Consider the following 20,915-nt stretch of genomic DNA (forward strand, 5'->3'; position numbering starts at 1 on the left):
GACAGCACTTCAAAAACTCTCTGCCACACGCCTGTTTTAGCCCAGCGGCTAAAGCGAGTATGCACGACTCTAAAATCACCAAAGCGTTCAGGCAAGTCTCGCCACGGGATACCTGAGCGGTAACGATATAGTATTGCTTCAACAAATAATCGGTTATCTTTGGCGGTTACACCAACCGTACCTGTTCGTCCAGGTAACAGATCTTTAATCTGTTCCCATTGATCGTCTCTTAATGCATAGCGTTTAGTCATAAGAGAATAATAAGGACGCGTCAGATTTTATCAACCTAATTGATGACACGCCCTAGATCATTAGGAAAAAAGTTAGTTAACCACCAATCATTCGACCGTTCGTTGCATCCCTCATTTGTTAACTCATAAAAAGCATATAGGTTTTTCCATGTTTTAGTATCTCCAAAACTAAATGGTTCTTGTTTCCATTTAGTTGATAAAAACCACGTTTCATCTTCATGAAAATTACATGATGCTATTATTTCATCATCAAAATTACCCACAGATTGCTCTATAACCTTATCAACAGTGTTGAAAAATGTTTGACTTAACTCCCCCTCAAGCAGAATTTTTGCTTGCTCTAATAATTGAATATTTTCAATAATTAATTTTGCTGCTTGTTTATGTTCCATGTAAGTCTCCCTTTATTTATCTTTAAAATTAAAAACTTTCAATATGCTTTGAAAATTGTTTAATCAACCATGCTGCACGATTTTCATATGATTGATTATCTGCATATTGATTTAACAGATTGGAAATACTATTCCATGCTAGTGGAAAAAATATTTCATCATCTTGATATGCTGATGGTAACTTTCCATCTCTGGTTAAATACACAACCAACTTATCCTTGCCCTTTGCCTTTACCTCAGCAATTTCCGAATATCTTTTGAGTTGTTCTTTTCCTTCTGATGCATTGATTTTCACTTCAACAAATAAAAGAAATTCTGGAGCATCAATTTCGATATCAACACGGTTACTTTGCTCACCCAAAGGACAACTCTCATCAATCGTAAAATAGGTTCTAGGTTTATGCTTATGAAATTTCTCTGGTAATAATTTTAAAAAATCTAATAGAATTTTATTTTTCTGCCCATGATCACCTTTGCAATCTAGCAACCATTTCAACACTTTAGTATTTCTAACCTCATCCTGCCTTAAGCCAGAAACCTGCCAAACATTGGTATACATACCTAATGTCTTTACATCATCAATACCTTCTTGTGCAACCTTATATTGCTGGAAAAATGTCTTAAGTTGAGCAATATCTATTTCATAATTTGGAGCTTCATTCTGTTCAACTTTTTCTAGCTCTGGCAATGCTTTCCATGCATGAAAAAAATTTGACAATTGATTGGAAAACTCAGTTTCACTTAAACTCATATTCTTTTGTTCTCTTTACATTTTTGCTATTTCTAAATAATAATGCTTTGCTTTCTGTTGAATTTCATCAAACACCCCAAAGTTTTCATTTATTTTTACTAATGCACTCTGGATAGGTTCAAGTGATTTATCCAATGTACCTTGTTTATACTCTTTAATAAACAAATCAGAATTTAACAGATCTATTTTAAGCAACCAAAATGCAGAACAATTATCGAGTTCGAAGCCCAAGCCCGCTAACTCTTGATATTGCATCAGGGTATTCTGTCGGAAATAATTCCACTCACGCAGCTCTCGGTAATTGTCCATTTCTGCGATTTCTTTAATTAAACCTTCGCGTTTATAAGAAAGTTTACGTATAAGATTATAATTTAGAAAAAATTGTAGCGTTATATAGCCTTGTTCATGTCTAAAAAAATTTGCTGTTGGAAATCTATTATTATTAATCCTAAAGTCTTCATCAGAATTATAATGACTCCCTCTGTCATAATGAGTAAGTTTGAAAAAAGCATAACTGTCAAAAATATCAAAATTTTTATCTGAAATTAACTCATCCTGTTGATCAAAATAAATCCATTGTTTTGGAGCAAACCATAATTCTTTATATTCGAAATTAGCACAAACATCCCATATCATCGTTTGCCACTTCATATCAGGAAAATCATGTTTTTGTTGATTCAAGATCATGGTCTCAATATCTTCAAAAAGTTTTCCAGCAATTTTTTCTTCAAGAAAATTTCCCATTTGGATAATAGAAGATAAATTATTCAGAACCGTATCTATGGATATCTCTTTTTTCATAACTTTACCATTATTATTCAAATACTTAAAATTTAACCCATGGGTCACGTAAATCATTTTTTTCTAATGCAATAGATGCCCTATCAACGATATCTTCACGCAATTCATCTGGTGATATGATCTGAATTAAATGCGCATTTTTCATAAACCACTCCATTCGACTTCGAGTGATCACACTTCGGGTGCTTAGCTCATAATATTGATCTTCTAAATGAATAATGGTCTGATTTTCCCCTATCGGGTTTCTTTCAAGCTCTTCCAACAACTCCTCCTGAAAAACAAAAAACAGCTCCAATTCTTCTCTATCAAAAAAAGCATCTTCGAACTCACGCTCTTCAACCAAGTCATCAACATCATAGGGATCAATATTTACTGAAATTTTTTCTGGAATAATTTTAACTTCAGTAAAATTCAGCATATTAAATGTACGTAACTCACTTTTTCCTTTGATAATTTTGCTAGCAATTAAAAATTGTTTATCGCAATAGTGAATAATTCCATGAGGCTTCAATACGTATGATTGGCTATCAGAATGATTTTCTTTTCTATATTGAGCATCAAGCCAAATATCATCTTCTAAGATCGCTTGATAAATTATTTTGATTTCTTTTGAATCATAATGACTATTTTTATTTTGACTATAACCGGACGGTACAAAACGAAAACGAGATTGCCAATTATCTAAACGAGTATCTTTTGTTAATTGCTGTGTTGCTGCGTCAAAAAAGCCTTTTACATTTTGCTGAATATCGTATGGCAAATATTCGCTTAAATAATTATTTGCCATAACCAAAACCAAAGCTAACTCAGAATTAAACTGTTCAATGAAAGCATCTTGGCTTAATTGATATTTTTTTGCTTTTCTACCTTTACCATCAGTTACAGAAAGCTCTCCAGTTGAAAGTAAACTGGGAATGAGCTCTAAATCTCTCTGTATTGCTTTAGTTAATGATTTTTCTTCTATGTCATCACCATAACAATGACGTACTTGCTCTTTAAACGCTTCTATTGTTAATAGCCGATCTGGGTACACGTGGTAAAACACTATAAATTTTTAATACACGGCTTACGAGGTTTACATTTTTCTTATCCATGACTGCTATTCTGTTCATTTATGTTTCAATTAAGAATAACAGTTTTAAAAGACATTCAATGTCTTACAAATAAAATATCAAAAACCTCCAATTGGAGATTTTTTTAATCTTCATTTTAATTTAAGCGATTCAGCAATAGTGCGAGATGTTTACCAAATCGAGCCGCTGTTTCCAAATCCCCTTCAGGTGGCGTGACCTCAGCAGGTGCGTTATCGGACTGGGTCATTAAGCCCAAAAAACTCGACATACGGTTAATATCTTGCGCGCTACGCCCCGTAGGCATAAAAGGTAAACCTGCCCACAACATGCCATGCTGCATGGCAAACAAATTGATTTGCTGCAAAACAGCCAACTTATCGCCACTTAAACCACCGCCATTGGTAAAACCAGCTGCAAGCTTGCCCTGCCATGTTCGAGCCAACCAACGTTTAGAAGATTGCTCCATAAATTGCTTCAAGGCTGAGGTCAGACTTCCCATGTAAGTGGGACAACCCAAAACAATCGCATCGGCTTGGTCTAGTATCTCCCAATTCACATGTTCAATGTTCATGCAATGCACATCTATACCCGTTTGCTCAGCCCCTTGAGCAATAAAAGATGCAACCTTTGCAGTATGTCCATATGGGCTGTGATAAACGATGGCAAGAGATTTTGAAGATAAAGACATATCAATAAAAACAGTAAATTTTAATGAAGTTTAACAGTTTCAAGCCATAAACACGAATGTTGCCATGCGTCCTGTTTTTGCTTCACGGCGGTAGGAAAAATATTCGTCCGTTTGTCGATAGCTACACTGATCGCCACCGAGTACCGTTTCAACACCCTGTTGTTTCAAGATATAACGTGCAATCGCATATAAATCAGCATAAAACTTACCCACTTTTTCACTACCTTGAAAAGCGGTTTCTAATTCTGGATATTTAGCACAAAAAACCAATTTTACTTCTGCACCAATTTCAAAATTCGGCTGACTAATTGCTGCACCTAGCCATGCCCAAGTCGGCTGACTTTGCATCGTAGCAATGGTGTTTTCAACAATCCCTTGTGCTAAACCGCGCCAACCAGCATGTAAATTGGCAACTTCAGTGCCATCTGCATTTCCCAGCACCACAGGTAAACAATCCGCAGTCATCATCATCAACGCATGGACTTTACGCTGAGTAACCAGACCATCCCCTTCTAATGCTGCAAACGGAATTTCTTCATTAATCGTATGACAAATGGTGCTGTGAGTTTGCGTCATCCACGTCATTTTATTAACGCCAAAATCTGCAAACTCTTGCAGTAAAGCCATGCGATGCTGCTGCACGCGCTTTACATCATCACCGACATGCAATGCCAAGTTAAATCCGACAAGCTCAGGTTGAGCAGAAGATTGAGCTTTTGCATGATGCACTCGTGTCTGCCCAACATATACACCTGATGGAAGTCCTTGAACAAATTGCATGTCTATTTCCTTATCATTCACCAAACATCAAAGTAACTTAGTACGCTTTATTTTCACTGCGTAATACTTCAACCAATTGAGCAAAGTCCTCTGGCCAAGGTGCTTCAAACATCATTTCCTCACCCGAACGTGGATGAACCAACCCAAGTTTTGCCGCATGTAAAGCTTGACGTTTAAAAGCACGTAAAGTGTCGCCCAGTAACTCTGAAGCACCCGCAGGTACACGTACACGGTTCATGTACACTTGGTCGCCAACCAAACCAAAGCCAATATAGCTAAAATGAACACGAATTTGATGGGTACGACCTGTTTCCAAACGTGCTTGAACACGGGTGAAATGCTGGAAACGCTCTTTCACGTTGTAGTGCGTGACCGCATCCTTACCACCTGGCAAGATCTTCATTTTAACGCGATCAACAGGATGACGTTTAATCGGTTCATCAATGGTTCCACCTGCAATAATATTGCCGTAAACAATTAAGTCATAAACACGATAAACCGTTTTCTTCGCCAATTGCTTGCTGAGCGAAAATTGTGCTTCTAAGTTTTTAGCCACCACCAGCAAACCACTGGTGTCTTTATCAATACGGTGTACTAAGCCGGCACGGGTCAATTCCGCTGACTTAGGATAATGGTAAAGTAATGCATTCACCAATGTACCTGAGCTGTTACCAGCGCCTGGGTGTACAACCATACCAATCGGTTTGTTCACCACCATAATATCGTCGTCTTCATACACGATATTAAGTGGAATATTTTCAGGTAAGCTCTTAGTTTGAACTTCGAGTTCAACATCAAGGGTTAAAAGTTCATTGCCTTCACATTTATACTTTGGCTTAACGCTGTTACCATTTGCCAACAAATGGCCTTCTTTTAGCCACTGTTTCAATTTTTCACGCGAAAAATCGCTCCAGATTATCGCTGCGACTTGGTCGATACGTTGTCCTAAATAGCTTTCATCCAATTGAAATTGCAACGATAAACGTGTTGCAGTTGAGTCTGAAGTATGGTTATCTGCATCCTCAGAATCTTCAAGTAAATTGAAATCAGTTTCAGGTAAATTAGAGTTAGAAGATTGTGCTTGACTCATTTGCTCATTCAGACAAAAGTGGTTTAATAGCGCAATTGTAGCTCATTGCCAGTACTAACAGAGGAATTTTTATGTCGTTACCACGTTATAAAATGACAATGCTTGCTTTATCTTTAGGCGTTGCAACGGCAATAGTAGGCTGTAGCAGTAATCCGAAGAAAGAAATTGTGGATACCGGACCACAATCTAGCGAGCAAGTTTATATTCAAAAAGCAGAAAAAGCGCTCGAACGTGGGCAATATACCGATGCTGCAACGCATCTAGAAGCTTTAGACACCTATTACCCTACAGGTGACTACGCACAACAAGCTCAATTAGAATTATTGTACGTCAAATTCCAACAAAAAGATTATGAAGGTGCAATTGCACTGGCTGAACGTTTTATTCGTTTAAATCCGCAACATCCAAATGTGGACTATGCTTACTATGTTCGTGGTGTCGCGAATATGGAACAAAACTATGATGGCTTATTACGTTACACCTCATTAAAACAATCCCACCGTGATGTCAGCTATTTAAAAGTGGCTTATCAAAACTTTGTTGATTTCATTCGTCGCTTCCCATCAAGCACTTATGCTGTAGATGCAGCACAACGGATGAAATTTATTGGCAATGAATTGGCTGAAAGTGAAATGAATGCGGCACGTTTTAACATTAAGCGTAAAGCATGGTTAGCCGCTGTTGAGCGCTCTCAATGGGTGATTGAACATTTCCCTCAAACCCCTCAAGTACCGGAAGCTTTAGCCACGATTGCCTATGGTTATGACAAGTTGGGGGATCAAGTCACTTCAAAACAATATATTGAAGTGTTAAAGCTAAATTATCCAAACTTGGTTAAATCTGATGGCAGCGTAAATCTTCGTGCTGCACGCAGTGAAGGCAGCTGGGTGAATCGTGCAACTTTAGGTGTTTTCGGACGTGAAGCTCAAACATCAACAAATACAGAACAAAATCAAAATTCTGACGATACTCAAAAACCGAGTATCACCAATCGTTTAAGTTTTGGTTTACTCGATCGTCCACAAGCAGAAACCAACATTCCAGCACCGAAACAAGAAATGCCAAAAGAAACACCAGCAACTGAATAAGCCAAGCTTATTGTTCGCATTTTCATGAAGGGCAAGTTATCATACTTGCCCTTTTGTTATTTTAACCGATCATATTGATCGTTTTGTGCAAAAGGTATACAAATTAACCTTTAATTGCTTGCGCACTTTCATTCTGCGTAAATTCTGACCTCTGATTCGTCAGTCATTTTTAATAGATAGATCTCAACTCGACTGCATACGTATGGCTATTCCTCAACACACGATTGATCAAATATTAGATCGCACAGATATTGTCGATCTGATTGGTCAGCGCGTGAAACTTAAGAAAACAGGTCGCACCTATTCTGGTTGCTGCCCTTTTCATCAGGAAAAATCACCATCGTTTCATGTTTATCGCGACAAACAATATTTCCATTGCTTTGGCTGCCAAGCCAACGGTAATGCCATCCGCTTTTTAATGGACATTGACGGGCGTAATTTTGTCGATGTAATGAAGGATCTGTCTAGCCAAACAGGTATCGAGTTACCGAAAGACAATCAAGATTCAAAACGCCTCTCTTATAAGCGCGAAATCAAAAAACCGGCCAGCGTTCAAGCGACTCCCGCGGCTATAGTAGAGCAACCCGCACCAAATGTTGCTTTTAGCAGCAACGACCCTTTTGAAGAATTTCAAAATGATGCCTATTCAGAGCAACATTTTAATCATAACGATCCTTTTGCAGCCTTTGAACAATTTGATCCGATTGATCAAAACACGGTTCAAGATGGTAACCTATACGATTTATTGGAAAATATTGCGCTGTATTATGCGCAGCAATTACCCCACAGTCAGACCGCACAACAATACTTTAAACAACGTGGCTTAAGTGCAGAAACCATCCAATACTGGCGTTTAGGCTATGCCCCTGAAGATTGGCAGCATTTGGAAAAAGCGTTTCCTTATGACATTGAAGGCTTAAGACAACTCGGATTAATTCGTACCAGCGACAAAGGTCGAGACTTCGATTTACTGCGTGATCGAGTCATCTTTCCCATTCGGGATCCCAAAGGTCGCGTAGTCGGTTTTGGTGGTCGTGCGCTAAATGACGAAATCAAACCCAAATATATTAACTCACCCGATTCTGAAGTGTTCCACAAAAACCAACTGCTATATGGTTTATATGAAGGACGCAAACAAAAAGCGCACGATTGGTTAATGGTTGAAGGCTACATGGATGTAATTGCTTTACAGCAATATGGCATCTATGGCGCGGTTGCAACACTGGGAACCGCCAGCAATACCGAACATTTGAATATTTTATTTAAGCAAAATAATCGCATTACCATTGCTTTCGATGGTGATGCTGCTGGGCAAAAAGCAGCAAGACGAACATTAGAAATTGCTTTACCTTTACTCAATGACGGTCGCGAACTTAAGTTTTTCGTACTCCCTAATGATCACGATCCAGACTCTTTAATTCGTCGTGAAGGTTTAGAAAGCTTTCAACGGATGTTACAAACTGCGCCTTTATTGTCCGAGTTTATTTTTGCGCATTTAACTCAGAATCATAACAGCACATCACCTGAAGGTAAAAGTCAGGTGATGGGTGAGTTAAAACAGCTCACTGAACTGTTACCCAAACATGGTTCTTATCGTTATTTACTACAGCAATATTTCCGTGAAAAGCTTGGTTATAGCCGCAAATGGCAACCGCAAGTCAACAACGATGCATCCTTAAGCTTTAGCACCAAAATTGATGCTGAGGAATATGTGATTGCGATTTTAATGAATCACCCCTATCTTTATATTCACTTTGAACCCCTACGTGCTTTAATTTCACACAATCAATTATTATTTAAAATTTTAAATATTTTTAATACAATTTTTGATGATTTACCCGATGATACAGAGCTATCTCAGTATTATGTTTTAGGTGCATGTGCCAACTTTCACCACGACTTACAGCACATTTTACCTCAAGCCAATATCAGTGATTACACCTCATCACCTGAGCAAGCCGACAAACTCGCTGAAGATTTTTCTATTAAATTACAATACCAATGCTTACAACAAAAAATTAAATCGAAAAAATTTACCAGCATTGCCGAAATGAGAAATTTAAAACATCAAATTTATGAAATTGATAAAAAAAGATCACTGACACTTTTAGACGATTAAATTTTAATTTTTGAATAAATCAATCACATAATCTCAATGCGGTAATGCATCAAACTTATTTTGATATTACAAAAATATTTAGAATACTTGACTGGCGACATGAATGTCGCTCGTTAGTCAGTGATTACAGGGACATACCATCTGACAAATAAAGGGTTTTGTTACTTTTGAACCATCAAAAGGAAGGCATCGCCTACACAAAATCTTTTTAACCTTTCACAACAATATGAGGCACTATAAATATCAACCTTAATTTATTTTAGTGCTTTGCCTTACGACGCTTGGCTACCACATCTTGCAAATCTTCCTGCAACATTTCAAAATATGCAGGATCTTCCACTTTCGCTGCTTCACGCAATAAAATAGAAGTTGGGTGCAATAATTTTTGCGTTAAGCGATGAGAAAATTCCTGTAGAACCTGCTCAGCATTTTCACCATTGGCCATTCGCGTCATCGCTAAAGCCAATTCTTCTTGTCTTAATACTTCACCCTGCGCACGGTAAGCATGAATTGTACCGCCCGCTTTTTTAACTTTTTGTTGGGTCAGTAATTCTGTTGCCAACTGATTCACCATGACTTCGGCTTCAACAGCCGCTTGGCGACGTTGTGCAAGATTGTCATCAATCACACTTTGTAAATCGTCAACACCATATAAATATACGCCATCTAAAGATTTAACTTTAGGCTCAATATCACGCGGTACAGCCAAATCCACCAAAAGCATTTGTTGATAACGACGTTTTTTTAAGGCGATTTTAACATCAGCATAAGAGATCACTTGGTGCAAACTTCCAGTACAACTAGAAATCACATCTGCACGGTATAAGTTTTCTGCCAACGCTGAAAAATCAATGATTTCTACATCAACTCGATGAGCGATTTCTTGCGCCAAAGTTTCAGCACGTGCGGCTGTACGATTGCAAATTAAAACTTTACCCACACCCATTTCTGCCAAATGCTTTGCCACCAAGCTATTCATTTCACCGGCAGCAACCACCATGACCGTCAACTTTTCAGGCTTACTAAACACCTGTAAAGCCAGCTGAGCAACCGCATAACCCATGGAAACCGCATGACTCCCCACAGCCGTTTCCGAACGCACCCGCTTGGCTGCATAAAAAGCATATTCAAAAATTCGGTTTAAACGAGGAGAAACAGTATGTGCATCTTTAGCTAAAGAAAGAGCAGACTTCACTTGCCCTAAAATTTGCGGTTCACCCAACATTAAGGAATCAAGCCCACTGGCAACACGCATCAAATGTGTTACAGCTTGCGCATTTTCATAACGATATACATGATTAAACAATTGTTTAACATCTATGCCATTTGCTTGGGCGAGCCAATTCATTACCATATCCGCATTATCGGACATGGCATAAACTTCAGTTCGATTACATGTAGAAACCACAACCATGTCATTTAAGTCACGGTTTTGGCTTTGCTCTGCAAGTAATTGCGTTAACTTTTCAGGGTTAAATGCAACTTGCTCACGCAGCTCTACAGAAGCGGTTTGATGGTTGACACCCAATGCAAAGAAAGACATATCAGATCATCATTTCGCTAAATTTATGCTATTGTGCAATATTGGTGTCATAAAAAGCATTACTTGGATCAAGAAAAATTGCGTCAAACAAACAGCCGAATAAACGGCGCGACAATTAAGCAATATTCTACCACATTCTTACTTGTGGGTAGCATGGCTTCTAGTGTTCATATTAGAGCATCTGGAGAAATTTATCATGCCAATTCAAATTATAATGCCATAAAACAAAGCATGATTGCCGAATTTGCACTGACCTACCATGACATACCAACAGCATTACACAACTATACTGTGCTTGCAATTAAAAGCAATTCTACCACGGTGAAACAGCGGGCTTTAAATGTCGCATTAGAACAAAATGACCTCAGAGCTGCACTGGATATTGCCACCCATTGGGTGGTTCAAGAACCTACAGATGTCCCCGCTTTATTTTATCTTTCACATATTGCCCTCAAAGCACATGAGTATGAACTGGCATCTGAAACACTGGATAAAATTTTAAATATTGACCCTGATGCAGACTTAGAAAAGATTTTGGTCGGTATCGCTCCTGAAGAACCTGAAGATCGAGAATTTTTACTCGACGCTTTACGCAAAAGCAAAGAAAGAGACAACCCTTCAGTCTTGGTGCTGATTGCAGGTTTAGAAGCTCAACATGGACAGCTAGAACAAGCACTCGTCACGGTAAATCGTGCACTCAAAAAACGCCCTAAAGTGACGGGTTTTATTTTAATGAAAGCCAATTTACTCAGTGCTTTAGGCAACGACGAAGAAACGCTGAAATGGTATAACAAAGCCAGCCAAAAACATAAATCTAATTTAGAAGTTCGCTTAGCTGAAGTTAAATATCTGATTAAAATCAATCAATCTAAACAAGCACTGGATAAACTCGAAAACATTTTACAGAAATGGCCACATGAAGACGAAGCACTGTTTATTGCAGGCTTAACCAGTATTGATTTAGAAGAATATGAAAAAGCTGAAAAATTCTTGGTTGAGCTACGCTATTCCGCACAATATCAAAATGAAGCCTATTATTATTTGGCGGTCAATGCTGAAAGAAAGCAACATTTTGAAACAGCAAAAGCCTATTATCGTTTGGTAGATGGCAGTTTATATACCGTTTCACGCCGCAATATGATTAATATTTTTTCCGAGCAAGACAAACTCAGCGATGCTTTACGTTTTTTAACCCAAGAACGGGTCAATTACCCACAACAAGCCAGCTTTCTTTATCAAGCGCAAGCCGACATTTTAAAAAGAATGGGCAACAAAAAAGCGGCTATGCGTTTATTAGATGAAGCGATAAAAAACGTGCCTGATGATCCTGAACTGATCTATTCGGAAGTTCTATTACTCGACCCTTATCAAGACAAAGATAAACTTGATAAATTATTGAAAAAACTATTAGAAATTGAACCCAATAGTCCAACCTATCTGAATGCTTATGCCTACACACTGGCTTTACAAAACAGACGTTTAGATGAAGCACGGCAGTATGTTGAACACGCTTTGGAATTCGCACCAGATCAAGCTTCAATTTTAGATACACTCGGTTATATTACATTTTTACAAAATGACTTTAAAACCTCGGCTCTGGTTTTGGAAAAAGCCTATGAAATTAGCCAAAATATCAACATTGGTGTGCGCTATGCAAAATCGTTATACATGCAAGGTGATCTAACAAAATTTAATCATGTGTTACAACAATTACAAAAAAAACATTCCAATGATCCTCAATTAGAACAATTGAAGTCGCTATTGTTACCGCCACACATGAAAAAGAGTTAATACACTTTATGCATATTTTTTCAAAATTCAGCTTAACCTTAATTGCAACAAGCACACTCATTCTGACGGGTTGTCAACAATATACCCAGCCTCAAGGGCCAAACGTATCTCAAACACCTGAAGCTGCAAACAACTTCAACCTTCAGGGTAAAATCGGGGTGAAAACACCAGGGCAATCTGGCAGTGCCTTTTTCACTTGGGTACAACAACAAGACGAGTTTGATATTGAATTAAGCGGAATTTTAGGTGTTGGTAAAACGCAAATATCGGGAAAACCCGGTGAAGTCAGCCTAAATAGCGCTAAAACAGGGCTCATTGAAGCCGAAACAGCTGAAGAACTACTTGAACGCGCCACGGGTTGGCAAGCACCAATCACCCATTTAGTCGATTGGGTTCAAGCTAAACCTGCAACAACACAAGTTAAAATCAACAAAGATGACCTGAATCGTCCAACCCAATTTTTGGAAGACGGCTGGACAGTTGATTTAAGTTATAACGACCAAGCCCAATTGCCAAACAAACTAATTTTGAAGCAAGCACTTGAGTCGGGTCAAGAAAATCGTATTACAATGATTATTCAAAATCGCTAAGTCTTAAAAGTTCAAAACGCTATGATTCGTGTCCCCTCTCCTGCCAAGCTCAATCTTTTTTTGCATATCACAGGTCGTCGTGATGATGGTTATCATGAATTGCAAACTATTTTTCAACTGATAGACTTAAACGACTGGCTAGAATTCACTCAAACAGATGACTTGCAAATTTCAATTGATGGCTTAAATAGCGTCGACCTAGAACAAAACTTAATCTACAAAGCCACACAAATCTTGAAACCCTATGCTCAAAAAATAACAGGGCTGTCTATTCGTGTAGAAAAAAACATTCCTATGGGTGCAGGACTCGGAGGGGGTTCTTCAAATGCGGCAACGACGCTTATTGTGGTCAATCAACTGTGGCAATGCGGTTTAAGTATTGAACAATTGGCTGAGTTGGGTGTCAAACTCGGTGCGGACGTCCCTATTTTTGTTTATGGCCGCAATGCATGGGCTGAAGGCATTGGTGAACACTTAACATTCATAGACTTGGAACAAAAAAAATACATCGTGTTAAAACCTGATTGTTTTATCAGCACTCAATTGCTTTTTTCGCAAAAAACATTGACAAGAAACACGAAGACCTCTACATTTTGCGCCTATCAGTTAACACCATTTAATTTTGGAAATAACTTTGAGCCTTTAGCAAGAAGTCTATATCCAGAAGTGAATGAAGCGATGCAGTATTTAGACCAGTTCGGTATTGCAAAACTTACAGGTACAGGTGCTTGTGTTTTTACTGAAGTAACTAGCGACATGAATATTGATGAAATTTTAGCACATTCGCCTTGTAAAGCTTACTTGGTTAATGGTTTAAATGAATCACCAGTACATCATTTCAAGGTTATATGATAGGGGCGTCGCCAAGTGGTAAGGCACCGGGTTTTGATCTCGGCATCCGTTGGTTCGAATCCAGCCGCCCCTGCCATCATTTCATCTGTAGATTACTGTATTAGGGGCGTCGCCAAGTGGTAAGGCACCGGGTTTTGATCTCGGCATCCGTTGGTTCGAATCCAGCCGCCCCTGCCATTTAAACTTATTGTTTAAATCAATTTACAGTGATCAAATTTAGGGGCGTCGCCAAGTGGTAAGGCACCGGGTTTTGATCTCGGCATCCGTTGGTTCGAATCCAGCCGCCCCTGCCATCTATTTTCAAAAAAGACAGAATAAAGTTTGCTGTTTCATTTGTTAATTTACCTTGACATTGAACAGTAAAAATATTAAAGTTCTGCCGCATTAGGGGCGTCGCCAAGTGGTAAGGCACCGGGTTTTGATCTCGGCATCCGTTGGTTCGAATCCAGCCGCCCCTGCCATCTATTTTCAAACATTCCAACCGCCAAGGGTGCTTCATGCCCAATCTTGTCGTTTTTAGTGGAACTGCACATCCACAATTCGCCCAAAAAGTCGTAAGCCACCTGCACATTCCGTTAGGAGCTGCTGCTGTCGGTAAATTTTCTGATGGTGAAATCACTGTCGAAATTACCGAAAATGTTCGTGGTAAAGACGTATTCCTTGTACAGCCTACTTGTGCACCAACGAATGACAACCTTATGGAAGTCCTCGTTATGGCTGATGCCTTACGTCGCGCAAGCGCAGGTCGTATAACTGCTGTCATCCCTTACTTCGGATATGCTCGCCAAGATCGTCGTCCTCGTTCAAGCCGTGTTCCAATCACTGCAAAAGTTGTCGCAGACATGCTCACAACTGTAGGGATTGACCGTGTTGTAATGATTGACCTTCATGCTGACCAAATCCAAGGTTTCTTCGATATTCCTGTAGACAATATCTACGGTACTCCTGCTTTACTTGCTGATCTTCGTCAACAGCAACACCATAATCTTATGGTTGTTTCTCCTGACGTTGGTGGTGTAGTACGTGCACGTGCTGTAGCTAAACAAATGGGTGATATCGATCTGGCAATCATTGATAAACGTCGCCAAAAAGCAAATGAATCACAAGTGATGCATTTGATTGGTGATGTAAAAGATCGTGACTGCGTAATCGTGGATGATATGGTTGATACCGCAGGTACATTGTGTAAAGCTGCTGATGCACTGAAACAATTTGGTGCTCGCCGTGTTGTTGCCTATGCAACTCACCCTGTACTTTCTGGTAAAGCCCTTGAGAATTTGAAAAATTCTGTACTCGACGAACTCGTGGTAACAGATACAATTCCGCTTTCTCAAGAAGCATTAGAACTTGGTAAGATTCGCCAAGTTTCAGTAGCCGGCATGGTTGCTGAGACAATTCGTCGTATTAACAACGAAGAATCTATTAGCGCGATGTTCGATAGTTATTTATAATAGCGCAAATTTTTTGAAGCTCTGCCCTTAAAAAGCAGGGCTTTCTATCACTGGACTGGTCGAAGGTTCAGTCAATTTAAACTCAATGAGGAAATGTCATCATGGCAAACTTCGTATTAAATGCAGTAGCTCGTGACGAATCAGTACAAGGGAAAGGTTCGAGCCGCCGCCTTCGTCTTCAAGCTAAAGTTCCAGCAATCATCTACGGTGGCGAAGCTGCTCCTGTAACTGTTACTTTAGAACTTCGTCAACTTGTTAAAGCACTTGAAAACAATGCTTTCTTCGAAGAAGTTATTGAAATCAATATGGGCGATAAAGTTGAAAGCGTTAAAATCCAAGCTTTACAACGTCACCCAGCTAAAAACACGCCTATGCACGCTGACTTTAAACGCGCATAAGTGTTGATGGTGTAAATTAGTGTCAAAACTTTCACTGATTGTAGGTTTGGGTAATCCGGGAACGGAATATGCCCAAACCCGCCATAATGCAGGCTTCTGGTTTGTTCAACGCCTTGCAGAACAATATGGTATTCAACTCAAAGCTGATCCCAAATATAAAGGGATAAGTGGTCGTGGTAATATTGAAGGTCAAGACGTTCGTCTGTTATTACCCACAACCTTTATGAACCTCTCGGGTCAAAGTGTTGTACCCTTCGCCAAATTCTATCAAATTGCTCCCGAAGCAATACTCATTGCGCACGATGAACTTGATATGAACCCCGGTGTCATTCGCCTAAAAACAGGTGGTGGTCACGGTGGACATAACGGTTTAAAAGATATCGTACCGCATATTGGTTCAAATTTTCATCGCTTACGTATTGGCATAGGACATCCTGGTTCTAAAGAACGTGTCTCTGGTCATGTACTCAGCAAAGCACCAAGCAGCGAACAAAATTTAATGGATGATGCCATTGCTCACGCTTTATCTCGCATTCAATTGCTGGTAAACGGTGACACACAGCAAGCCATGAATCAAATCAATGCTTACAAACCGAACTGATCAATCCACACATTGTTGAACAATCCTTCTTGCCATGATGCTTGTTTCAGAGCAAAATGCGTTTTCTGCGGATTACTTACCCAGTAAAAAGTGATTGATTTAACCATAAGATAAAATCTTAGCTCGACTAAGGAGACGCCAGCCATGCTATCTCGTTTATTAAAATGCAAAATTCACCGTGCTCAAGTTACTCATGCAGAGCTTCACTATGAAGGTTCATGTGCAATTGATGGCGTACTCATGGATTTAGCAGGTATTCGTGAATATGAAGAAATCCACGTATGGAACGTCACGAATGGTAAACGTTTCGCCACTTATGCGATTCGTGGTGAAGATCATTCAGGTATTATCTCTGTCAATGGTGGCGCTGCACATCAAGCTGATGTTGGTGATTTAGTGATTATTGCAACCTTTGGTGATTTTACCGTAGCTGAAGCCAATGCACATAAACCACGCCTTGTTTATGCCAATCCAAACAATACTGTAAATCACACTGCGAACTGTATTCCTGTTCAAGTGGCTTAAGTCTAAAAATACGAAAAGCTCGCAATATGCGGGCTTTTTTATTATCTGCTGATTTTTACTTTATTATTCACATAATTACTATAGATATGACTGATTGATCTATAGAAAGCTGAGTCCTTGATTAAAAACAGGTCTATAATCATTGCACATCGCTTCAGGGCGGGGCGAAATTCCCCACCGGTGGTAAGTTAAACTTAACAAAAATGATAAGATTTAATCAGCCCACGAGCCTGTCAATTTTTATTAAAAGATTGACTCGCAGATTTGGTGAGAAACCAAAGCCGACGGTATAGTCCGGATGAAAGAAGACGACGTAACGGATATTTATATTTGATATATCGCTGCGACCCCATTTCTACATCAGTCCTGAAATGTTCAACCGTATTTTTATTTTACGAGAGCGTTTCAATGTCTAGTTTAATTCAACCCGAAATTTTCTTTTCAGCCCTTCCTCCTGCTGAACAACGTATTCAAAAAGCTTTAGAAGATATCCGCCAAGGCAAACCAGTGTTGGTGATGGATGATTTTGAACGCGAAAATGAAGCCGACTTAATTGTTGCGGCAGAAACACTGAATGTTGAAACCATGGCACGTATGATTCGTGATGGTTCTGGCATTGTCTGCTTATGCCTAACAGATGAGCTAGCCAATCATTTAGAACTCCCACCAATGGTGGCTGACAACTCAAGTCAGTTTAAAACAGCATTTACCGTGACAATTGAGGCAGCTGAGGGCGTGACCACAGGTGTATCTGCCAAAGATCGAACCACCACGATAAAAACCGCCATTAAAGATGGTGTTGTTGCGAGCGACCTTAACCGCCCTGGGCACGTCTTCCCTTTACGTGCACGTGAAGGTGGTGTTTTAGCTCGTCGTGGTCATACTGAAGGCACTATCGATTTAGCACGCTTAGCAGGCTTAAAACCAGCAGGTGTGTTATGTGAATTGACCAATCCCGATGGCACAATGGCTTCTGGCATTCAAGTTTTGGCTTATGCTCAAACTCACCATTTAACCGTGATTACCATTGAAGAAATTGTGCAGTATCGTTTAGCACATCAGCTCTAAAACTCGATACATTGATTATAGAAAAAGCCTCAGTTCAATACTGAGGCTTTTTAATTTAAAATTTGATTTAAAAACTATTTATAATCAATACAATCAGTAACCGCATCCAATTATTGCATTCAAAACATTCTTATAAAGAACAATACATTCAGTCTTGTTCCAACATATGCAATAAACTAGAACGAATACCATCTGCACGTAAAAAAGCAAAATCATAACTTGCTGTAGCCAACGCTAAGACGCGGCGTTCAAATTCCTGCCAAAGTGGTTTCACTTGTTTATCCTGAATTCCTAAACCACTTTCTTCGGCTAAATTTTTATTCTTCTCACAAATTTTAAGTGCATGATAAAGCTTACGCCCGTTTGATGCATCATCACGTAAACGCACGCGTTTCGACAAGACAAAACCTTCTACATGATGCAAATCAGCATGCGGCAACATCGGCACTAAAATTTGATCCAATTGAGCATCCAGTCGTTTCCACACAGCCGTATGCTGTTCAGGGCTATAAGTATTCCATTGAATAACCTCATGATTAAAACGACGACATCCACGACATACCGAATCACCAAACACCGTAGAACAACGCCCTGCACATGGGGTCAAAGAAGCAATTCGACGATCAGTACTCAAAACATACTCCTACATATTTAATATTTAAATAAAATCAATCATCTAGAGTTATTTAAACTGATAATTTTAATCAACACCAACTCACGAGCAACTTCTTTCAGTTAAAAACCATATTTTAGTTATGGTTTTCTCGCTTATTCGCACAATTCACGTTAAAATACGCGCCTTGAATTTTATCCCTATCATAATACATTTGGAGTTATCCATGAACGCTACTGTAGAACAGCTTGCACCTGTAGAACAGCAAGCGACCACAAGTTGGGTTGTTGCCGCACTATATCAATTTAAAGAAGTTCAAGATCCTACCGATCTTCAACAACGTCTTTTAGACTTAGTCAACAGCATTAACTTGTGTGGAACTCTAATTGTGGCGGGCGAAGGGATTAACGGTACTGTCGCTGGAGATCGTAAATCGATTGATCAAATTCAAGCCTTTCTTCTTAATGAAGGGTTTAAGGCGATGGAATACAAAGAATCTCATAGCGATGAAAAACCTTTCCGTAAAATGAAAATCAAACTTAAAAGTGAAATTGTCACTTTAGGTGTAGAAGTTCAACCACGTGATCTTGTCGGGCATTATTTAGACCCAAAAGAATGGAATGAACTGATTGCACGTGATGATGTCATTTTGATTGATACACGCAATGATTATGAATATAAAGCAGGTACATTCAAAGGCGCTGTTGACCCTAAAACAGAAACATTCCGTGAATTCCCTGAATATGTAAAACAAAATCTTGAACAACATAAAGACAAAAAAATTGCCATGTTCTGTACGGGCGGTATCCGCTGTGAAAAATCAACTTCTCTTCTGCTTCAAGAAGGCTTTACAGACGTTTATCATCTGAAAGGTGGCATTTTAAAATACCTAGAAGAAACTCCAGCGTCCGAGAGTATGTGGGAAGGCGAATGCTTTGTATTTGATGGTCGTACTGCCGTAACTCATGGTGTCGAAGAAGGTCAAAATATTAAATGTCATGCCTGTGGTTGGCCTTTACTTCCAACAGAAGTTGAGCTTCCAAGTTATGAACACGGTGTATCATGCAAATATTGCATCGAAAAAACCACAGAAAAGCAAAAAGAAGGTTTTCGTATGCGTCAGTCACAAATTGCAGCAGCAAAACGTAAACGTCTGTAATTCTAGATTTTAAGATCATCTATTAAAAAACCTCAGCACACGCTGAGGTTTTTTTTATTTACAAAAAGAACAAAGCTTAAACAAAAAGACAATCAGCACTATTTATCAATTCATTAAAAATTTGATAATCTGAGATTTGCAGAACATTAATTAAGCAACTTATTCATAGATAATGTGAAAAAGGAATTAAATTATGCCAAGATCAATTAGTCATTCAGCCGAATATACGCGGCGATTTCACTTAGTTCGTGAAAAAAATCATCAAAAAACAGCAGCAATAAAAAGTATTTTAAATCAAGAATCTCATTTGTTTATTGTGGTTTTAGGCACAGTGATTGGTGCTATTTTATCTATATTTATTGTTTACCATTTAAACTCCAATCCGCTTAGTTATACATTAATCAGTGTGGTTCCATTTTCGCTCGCATATAGTTTAAGAAAAGTCTACATACACACATTGATCCATAGCCAAGAATAATCTAACTTGATGACTTGACCGTACTTTACCCTGCAACGAATAGTCTTTAGGATAGTTCAGATATCATTGTTATTTTATACACTCATGAATCTGACTGAATGGATTATTTCTATTATGGAACAATTGGGCTACTTCGGTATTGCTCTACTGATGTTCCTCGACAATATTTTCCCCCCCATTCCCTCTGAAGTGATCATGCCTTCCGCAGGCTATTCCGCATCTCAAGGGCAACTTCTCCTTGTTGGCGTGATTATCGCTGGTTGTATTGGCTCATTGACTGCGGCTGCAATTTTATATTGGATTGGGTATAAATTTAATCATGATAAAATTTTTCGATGGGTCGATCGCTATGGAAAATACTTATTTATCAAATCCAGCGATGTACAGAAAGCATTAACATGGTTTGAACAGTATGGACACCGTATTGTCTTTTTTGGACGCATGATTCCTGCTGTGCGCTCACTGATTAGTATTCCTGCGGGCATGAGCCATATGCCCTTTTGGAAGTTTATGCTCTACAGTGCGCTTGGTACAATCATCTGGACAACATTCTTAGCCTGTGTCGGATTTTATTTTGGTGAAAACCAAGCATTGATGCACGATATTTTTAGCCAAGTGGGCTATGTCATTATCAGCATTGTGGCACTTATCATTATTTGGGTTCTATACCATCGACATAAATATAAAATAAAATAATGGATATATTTTTAGTTCAATTTAGGGCGTGTCATCAATTAAGCCAAATTATTGTTGAAGCAAGATAGATTGCTGACAGGAAGTTTTGAGCCAATTTGTCATAGCGTGTGGCAATAC

Annotated in this window: 23 protein-coding genes, 4 tRNA genes and 1 riboswitch; of the genes, 17 read left to right on the top strand and 10 right to left on the bottom strand. The window is 38.9% G+C overall.

Going from position 1 to position 20,915, the window contains the following annotated elements; translation table 11 throughout:
- The 8 genes from BLV99_RS16155 to rluD form a co-directional block, all read right to left on the bottom strand.
- On the bottom strand, positions 1–251 hold a 251-nt coding region (locus BLV99_RS16155), incomplete at its 3' end, for a transposase (RefSeq protein ID WP_139243526.1).
- 35 nt (positions 252–286) lie between these two features.
- Positions 287–643, bottom strand: a complete 357-nt coding sequence (locus BLV99_RS16160; protein ID WP_092692560.1) for a hypothetical protein — start codon at positions 641–643, stop codon at positions 287–289.
- Positions 644–671: 28 nt separating this feature from the next.
- Entirely contained in the window at positions 672–1,394 is a 723-nt protein-coding gene (locus BLV99_RS16165) for a PDDEXK-like family protein (protein ID WP_092692563.1), read from the bottom strand.
- Positions 1,395–1,409: 15 nt separating this feature from the next.
- Positions 1,410–2,195: a hypothetical protein gene (locus BLV99_RS16170; protein WP_092692591.1), complete on the bottom strand. Its 786-nt coding sequence runs from the start codon at positions 2,193–2,195 to the stop codon at positions 1,410–1,412.
- A 25-nt stretch (positions 2,196–2,220) separates the two neighbouring features.
- Positions 2,221–3,228 (bottom strand): helix-turn-helix transcriptional regulator, encoded by a 1,008-nt coding sequence (locus tag BLV99_RS16175; protein ID WP_092692571.1) that lies wholly within the window; start codon positions 3,226–3,228, stop codon positions 2,221–2,223.
- Positions 3,229–3,404: 176 nt separating this feature from the next.
- Complete coding sequence (locus tag BLV99_RS16180; protein WP_092692573.1) at positions 3,405–3,956, bottom strand: flavodoxin family protein; 552 nt, start codon at positions 3,954–3,956, stop codon at positions 3,405–3,407.
- A gap of 39 nt (positions 3,957–3,995) precedes the next feature.
- Entirely contained in the window at positions 3,996–4,736 is a 741-nt protein-coding gene (pgeF, locus tag BLV99_RS16185; RefSeq protein WP_092692576.1) for a peptidoglycan editing factor PgeF, read from the bottom strand.
- A gap of 37 nt (positions 4,737–4,773) precedes the next feature.
- Positions 4,774–5,826, bottom strand: coding sequence for a 23S rRNA pseudouridine(1911/1915/1917) synthase RluD (gene rluD, locus BLV99_RS16190; protein ID WP_074945591.1), 1,053 nt, complete (start codon positions 5,824–5,826; stop codon positions 4,774–4,776).
- Positions 5,827–5,897: 71 nt separating this feature from the next.
- On the opposite strand from rluD, the gene BLV99_RS16195 reads away from it, so the two are divergent.
- Both BLV99_RS16195 and BLV99_RS16200 read left to right on the top strand, forming a co-directional pair.
- Positions 5,898–6,914, top strand: a complete 1,017-nt coding sequence (locus BLV99_RS16195; RefSeq protein WP_092692578.1) for an outer membrane protein assembly factor BamD — start codon at positions 5,898–5,900, stop codon at positions 6,912–6,914.
- Between the two features lie 202 nt (positions 6,915–7,116).
- Positions 7,117–9,033, top strand: a complete 1,917-nt coding sequence (locus tag BLV99_RS16200; protein WP_092692580.1) for a DNA primase — start codon at positions 7,117–7,119, stop codon at positions 9,031–9,033.
- Between the two features lie 259 nt (positions 9,034–9,292).
- On the opposite strand, the gene hemA is transcribed toward BLV99_RS16200, so the two are convergent.
- Entirely contained in the window at positions 9,293–10,576 is a 1,284-nt protein-coding gene (gene hemA / locus BLV99_RS16205; RefSeq protein ID WP_092692583.1) for a glutamyl-tRNA reductase, read from the bottom strand.
- Between the two features lie 78 nt (positions 10,577–10,654).
- Here hemA and BLV99_RS16210 point away from each other — a divergent pair, with 78 nt between their 5' ends.
- From BLV99_RS16210 to ribB, 12 genes are all read left to right on the top strand, one after another.
- Positions 10,655–12,367, top strand: coding sequence for a tetratricopeptide repeat protein (locus BLV99_RS16210; RefSeq protein WP_092692594.1), 1,713 nt, complete (start codon positions 10,655–10,657; stop codon positions 12,365–12,367).
- Positions 12,368–12,375: 8 nt separating this feature from the next.
- On the top strand, positions 12,376–12,957 hold the full coding sequence (gene lolB, locus BLV99_RS16215; protein WP_086164329.1) for a lipoprotein insertase outer membrane protein LolB: 582 nt from the start codon (positions 12,376–12,378) through the stop codon (positions 12,955–12,957).
- A gap of 21 nt (positions 12,958–12,978) precedes the next feature.
- Complete coding sequence (ispE, locus tag BLV99_RS16220; protein WP_092692585.1) at positions 12,979–13,809, top strand: 4-(cytidine 5'-diphospho)-2-C-methyl-D-erythritol kinase; 831 nt, start codon at positions 12,979–12,981, stop codon at positions 13,807–13,809.
- A gap of 1 nt (position 13,810) precedes the next feature.
- Positions 13,811–13,885: transfer RNA gene (locus BLV99_RS16225), tRNA-Gln, on the top strand.
- 26 nt (positions 13,886–13,911) lie between these two features.
- A tRNA-Gln gene (locus BLV99_RS16230) sits at positions 13,912–13,986 on the top strand.
- 41 nt (positions 13,987–14,027) lie between these two features.
- Positions 14,028–14,102 (top strand) — tRNA-Gln (locus BLV99_RS16235).
- 93 nt (positions 14,103–14,195) lie between these two features.
- Positions 14,196–14,270 (top strand) — tRNA-Gln (locus tag BLV99_RS16240).
- Positions 14,271–14,306: 36 nt separating this feature from the next.
- Positions 14,307–15,260: a ribose-phosphate pyrophosphokinase gene (locus BLV99_RS16245; RefSeq protein WP_004651241.1), complete on the top strand. Its 954-nt coding sequence runs from the start codon at positions 14,307–14,309 to the stop codon at positions 15,258–15,260.
- Between the two features lie 101 nt (positions 15,261–15,361).
- Positions 15,362–15,658 carry a 50S ribosomal protein L25 gene (rplY, locus tag BLV99_RS16250; RefSeq protein WP_086164331.1) on the top strand — a complete coding sequence of 99 codons (297 nt, stop codon included), beginning with the start codon at positions 15,362–15,364 and terminating at the stop codon, positions 15,656–15,658.
- Positions 15,659–15,677: 19 nt separating this feature from the next.
- Positions 15,678–16,259, top strand: coding sequence for an aminoacyl-tRNA hydrolase (gene pth, locus BLV99_RS16255; RefSeq protein WP_086164332.1), 582 nt, complete (start codon positions 15,678–15,680; stop codon positions 16,257–16,259).
- Between the two features lie 144 nt (positions 16,260–16,403).
- A complete protein-coding gene (gene panD, locus BLV99_RS16260) occupies positions 16,404–16,784 on the top strand; it encodes an aspartate 1-decarboxylase (protein WP_086164333.1) in 381 nt (126 codons plus the stop codon).
- Positions 16,785–16,931: 147 nt separating this feature from the next.
- Positions 16,932–17,098: riboswitch (FMN riboswitch) on the top strand.
- A 94-nt stretch (positions 17,099–17,192) separates the two neighbouring features.
- On the top strand, positions 17,193–17,852 hold the full coding sequence (gene ribB, locus BLV99_RS16265; RefSeq protein ID WP_086183235.1) for a 3,4-dihydroxy-2-butanone-4-phosphate synthase: 660 nt from the start codon (positions 17,193–17,195) through the stop codon (positions 17,850–17,852).
- 148 nt (positions 17,853–18,000) lie between these two features.
- Here ribB and BLV99_RS16270 read toward each other — a convergent pair whose 3' ends face one another.
- Positions 18,001–18,486, bottom strand: a complete 486-nt coding sequence (locus BLV99_RS16270) for a DUF1289 domain-containing protein (protein WP_086183236.1) — start codon at positions 18,484–18,486, stop codon at positions 18,001–18,003.
- 205 nt (positions 18,487–18,691) lie between these two features.
- Here BLV99_RS16270 and trhO point away from each other — a divergent pair, with 205 nt between their 5' ends.
- The 3 genes from trhO to BLV99_RS16285 all read left to right on the top strand — a co-directional run bounded on the left by trhO (position 18,692) and on the right by BLV99_RS16285 (position 20,798).
- Complete coding sequence (gene trhO, locus BLV99_RS16275) at positions 18,692–19,624, top strand: oxygen-dependent tRNA uridine(34) hydroxylase TrhO (RefSeq protein ID WP_092692588.1); 933 nt, start codon at positions 18,692–18,694, stop codon at positions 19,622–19,624.
- Positions 19,625–19,817: 193 nt separating this feature from the next.
- Positions 19,818–20,102, top strand: a complete 285-nt coding sequence (locus BLV99_RS16280; RefSeq protein WP_086183238.1) for an FUSC family protein — start codon at positions 19,818–19,820, stop codon at positions 20,100–20,102.
- A gap of 84 nt (positions 20,103–20,186) precedes the next feature.
- Entirely contained in the window at positions 20,187–20,798 is a 612-nt protein-coding gene (locus BLV99_RS16285; protein ID WP_086183239.1) for a DedA family protein, read from the top strand.
- Positions 20,799–20,915: the final 117 nt, after the last annotated feature.

Source organism: Acinetobacter kyonggiensis, from assembly GCF_900107285.1.
In the GTDB taxonomy this organism is placed as follows: domain Bacteria; phylum Pseudomonadota; class Gammaproteobacteria; order Pseudomonadales; family Moraxellaceae; genus Acinetobacter; species Acinetobacter kyonggiensis.

What these genes read in the sequence shown, in the direction of transcription:
- BLV99_RS16160 (WP_092692560.1), bottom strand. Translation starts at nt 643, where the DNA reads ATGGAACATAAACAAGCAGCAAAATTAATTATTGAAAATATTCAATTA.
- BLV99_RS16165 (WP_092692563.1), bottom strand. Translation starts at nt 1,394, where the DNA reads ATGAGTTTAAGTGAAACTGAGTTTTCCAATCAATTGTCAAATTTTTTT.
- BLV99_RS16170 (WP_092692591.1), bottom strand. Translation starts at nt 2,195, where the DNA reads ATGAAAAAAGAGATATCCATAGATACGGTTCTGAATAATTTATCTTCT.
- BLV99_RS16180 (WP_092692573.1), bottom strand. Translation starts at nt 3,956, where the DNA reads ATGTCTTTATCTTCAAAATCTCTTGCCATCGTTTATCACAGCCCATAT.
- pgeF (WP_092692576.1), bottom strand. Translation starts at nt 4,736, where the DNA reads ATGCAATTTGTTCAAGGACTTCCATCAGGTGTATATGTTGGGCAGACA.
- rluD (WP_074945591.1), bottom strand. Translation starts at nt 5,826, where the DNA reads ATGAGTCAAGCACAATCTTCTAACTCTAATTTACCTGAAACTGATTTC.
- BLV99_RS16195 (WP_092692578.1), top strand. Translation starts at nt 5,898, where the DNA reads ATGTCGTTACCACGTTATAAAATGACAATGCTTGCTTTATCTTTAGGC.
- BLV99_RS16200 (WP_092692580.1), top strand. Translation starts at nt 7,117, where the DNA reads ATGGCTATTCCTCAACACACGATTGATCAAATATTAGATCGCACAGAT.
- hemA (WP_092692583.1), bottom strand. Translation starts at nt 10,576, where the DNA reads ATGTCTTTCTTTGCATTGGGTGTCAACCATCAAACCGCTTCTGTAGAG.
- lolB (WP_086164329.1), top strand. Translation starts at nt 12,376, where the DNA reads ATGCATATTTTTTCAAAATTCAGCTTAACCTTAATTGCAACAAGCACA.
- ispE (WP_092692585.1), top strand. Translation starts at nt 12,979, where the DNA reads ATGATTCGTGTCCCCTCTCCTGCCAAGCTCAATCTTTTTTTGCATATC.
- BLV99_RS16245 (WP_004651241.1), top strand. Translation starts at nt 14,307, where the DNA reads ATGCCCAATCTTGTCGTTTTTAGTGGAACTGCACATCCACAATTCGCC.
- rplY (WP_086164331.1), top strand. Translation starts at nt 15,362, where the DNA reads ATGGCAAACTTCGTATTAAATGCAGTAGCTCGTGACGAATCAGTACAA.
- panD (WP_086164333.1), top strand. Translation starts at nt 16,404, where the DNA reads ATGCTATCTCGTTTATTAAAATGCAAAATTCACCGTGCTCAAGTTACT.
- ribB (WP_086183235.1), top strand. Translation starts at nt 17,193, where the DNA reads ATGTCTAGTTTAATTCAACCCGAAATTTTCTTTTCAGCCCTTCCTCCT.
- trhO (WP_092692588.1), top strand. Translation starts at nt 18,692, where the DNA reads ATGAACGCTACTGTAGAACAGCTTGCACCTGTAGAACAGCAAGCGACC.
- BLV99_RS16280 (WP_086183238.1), top strand. Translation starts at nt 19,818, where the DNA reads ATGCCAAGATCAATTAGTCATTCAGCCGAATATACGCGGCGATTTCAC.
- BLV99_RS16285 (WP_086183239.1), top strand. Translation starts at nt 20,187, where the DNA reads ATGAATCTGACTGAATGGATTATTTCTATTATGGAACAATTGGGCTAC.